Source organism: Endozoicomonas sp. ONNA2 (genome assembly GCF_024606365.1).
Lineage (GTDB): Bacteria > Pseudomonadota > Gammaproteobacteria > Pseudomonadales > Endozoicomonadaceae > Endozoicomonas.
This window is the reverse complement of the sequence record NZ_JAHHPO010000791.1, coordinates 1-2,607: the sequence shown is the minus strand read 5'-3', so window position 1 is coordinate 2,607 and position 2,607 is coordinate 1. Positions and strand designations below refer to the sequence as shown.

The 2,607-nt window shown below is 51.2% G+C and carries 3 protein-coding genes; 1 reads left to right on the top strand and 2 read right to left on the bottom strand.

The window, feature by feature from the left end; all coding sequences use genetic code 11:
- Positions 1-62: 62 nt before the first annotated feature.
- Positions 63-299 carry a hypothetical protein gene (locus KDK14_RS14120; protein ID WP_257265816.1) on the top strand — a complete coding sequence of 79 codons (237 nt, stop codon included), beginning with the start codon at positions 63-65 and terminating at the stop codon, positions 297-299.
- Between the two features lie 130 nt (positions 300-429).
- On the opposite strand, the gene KDK14_RS14115 is transcribed toward KDK14_RS14120, so the two are convergent.
- Both KDK14_RS14115 and apbC read right to left on the bottom strand, forming a co-directional pair.
- Positions 430-1,113 (bottom strand): methyltransferase domain-containing protein, encoded by a 684-nt coding sequence (locus tag KDK14_RS14115; protein ID WP_257265815.1) that lies wholly within the window; start codon positions 1,111-1,113, stop codon positions 430-432.
- A gap of 234 nt (positions 1,114-1,347) precedes the next feature.
- Positions 1,348-2,439, bottom strand: a complete 1,092-nt coding sequence (gene apbC / locus KDK14_RS14110; RefSeq protein WP_257265814.1) for an iron-sulfur cluster carrier protein ApbC — start codon at positions 2,437-2,439, stop codon at positions 1,348-1,350.
- Positions 2,440-2,607: the final 168 nt, after the last annotated feature.

Sequence of the window (2,607 nt, the reverse complement as noted above, 5' to 3'; positions counted from 1 at the left end):
CGGCACGACCGGCTTCCGAAGGTTTCAGCGTCTTCTGAAGTTACGGATTCAGGTACCAGTCAATGAGTAATTCCGACTGCGGTGTTAGCTCTGATTGTGCTGTTGCACAAAATACGTCCAAGGGCATTTATTTTGATTCTGGAACTGCTGAGCTGAATATGAATGATCGTATGTTACTGGATACTGTTGCAGATCATATGGGTAACTCCGGGCGTATCGAACTTTCGGGCTATACCTGCAAAAAAATGGGTCCAGACCAGATAAATCTGATCTTTCTGAGATCCGGGTCCTCACTTTAAAGCTTACCTGACAGGGCATAGAAGAAAACGCATTACAGCGTTTGGTCAAGGCGTTACGAGCAGCATGGGAAAAACCAGCAGAAACCCTTTCGCAGAATCGTCGAGTTGAGAATCTTCCCATAATCTGCCATCAACCCCGCTTCAGCTGAAGCAGCTTGTGGGAATGCCATCCCCCTTCCCACAGGCTCCTGAACTGCTCAAACCCGACGTCTTGTGACCACTGCCGAAAAGTCTGCACCTCTTCAGGAAAATCACAACCGGTAATGTGAGCACTCAAAGCCTCCAACTCCTGAACTGACATGGCTGTCCAGTTGGCCTGCATATAATTCAGATAATTTGCGAGGTACTGATTCCTGGATTCACCGGGTTGTAAAAATATATCGTAGATGAACATCACCCCATGCTCACGAAGGCAGCCATAAGCCAGCTCCAGGCACCTTTTTTTGTCATCAAACGACAGGTGATGCAGACAAAACCCAGCGAGAATAACGTCAGACTGACCATCATGGGACGATAAAAAATCCATCATATCCTGACAGTCAAGCTGAAAAGCAACATCTCTGTTGTTAAAGCGCTCAGTCAGAACCTCAAGCGCCGCCGCAGAACTATCAACGCCCCGGTAAGCATTGACCGTCAGCTCCGGTAGCAGCTGGAAAAAAACCTCGGCATCACCACAGCCCAGATCAAGAATATCCAGACCTTGCGCCAGCGGCAATATCTGCCTGAGGATATTGTCAGCGATACGGTTATGCTCCATGTAGCCCTGGTTAACAACCGTTCGGTAGGTACGCCACTGCTGGAAGAAATCGTCCATACTGTAAGTTTTTTTAATAGCGGGTAGTCCACCAAGAATAGACGATCACACAGCAGTTACGCCCGGTTCAATCAGCGTTACAATCAGGCCAGAGTGAAGGCCTTCACTCAGTGCAGGGATATTGACTGGCTGGCGCTGTAGCGCATGGACAAGATTGCCAAATCCCAGCCAGGCAGGTTTCTCGACAAGGTACGCAAGAAAATCCAACACTTTCAGGGACAATCGCTTCTCAACTCAATCATCCACCACAGACAGCGATGGCACTGTCGGGGCCTGCTGATGGCGTAACCACAGTTTTGCTGTCATATGCTTGGCCATATCCCGGTAAATCATGGCAATTTGGGATTCTGGTTCAGAAATAACCGTAGGTGCACCCTGGTCTGCCTGTTCACGAATCATCGAAGACAGAGGCAGGGAGCCCAAAAGCTCGATGTCAAACTGTTCAGCAATACGGCTACCCCCACCTTCGCCAAACACGTGCTCGCTATGGCCACAGTTCGAGCAGATATGAACCGCCATATTTTCCACCACCCCCAGAACAGGAACACCGACCTTGCGGAACATCTCGATGCCTTTTTTGGCATCAATCAGCGCCAGGTCCTGGGGCGTCGTCACCACCACACTGCCGGAAACCGGAATTTTCTGGGCCAGGGTTAATTGAATGTCACCGGTACCCGGCGGCAGGTCTATCACCAGATAATCAAGATCATGCCACATCGTCTGGGTTAACAGCTGAATCAAGGCACCACTGACCATGGGGCCACGCCATACCACGGGGGTATCTTCGGTGACCAGAAACGCCATGGACATCACCTGAACCCCATGGGCTTCAATGGGCATGAAAAATTTATCGTTCTTCACATCCGGCCGGGTACCATCGGCAATACCAAACATCTGCCCCATACTCGGGCCATAGATATCGGCATCCAGAATACCCACCCGCGCACCTTCTGCCGCCAGGGCCAGGGCCAGGTTCGCGGCGGTGGTGGATTTACCCACCCCGCCTTTACCGGAAGCCACGGCAATGATGTTCTTCACACCGGCCATGGTTGCCAGCTCACCCTGGACCGGTGCCGGATCAACTTGCCAGTTGACCGAAACATCCGCAGACTCAACGCCATCAACATCGTCGATTTTACTGGCCAGCATCTGGGCAACCCCATGACACAGACCGTTGGCGGGATAACCCAGCACCAGTCGGGCCCTGACGTTGCCATTGTCAAAGTCCAGGGATTCAAGACAGCCAGCATCCAGCAAATTGTTTTTCAGGTAAGGGTCCTGATAGCTGCGGATAGCCGTTTCAATATCGGCTCGGCTTGGATTCATGGCCGCACTCCGGTTGGCAGACAATAACAGGCACTGTAATGAGGGTTTCAGGAAACAAATTCAAGGGGAAACTCCGGGTCCAGTCAAATGAGCGTTGACGGGAGACTCACTCAATCAGGGCGACAGAATCGGTCGAACGATCATCCCGATAATAGGATATTTAGCTAT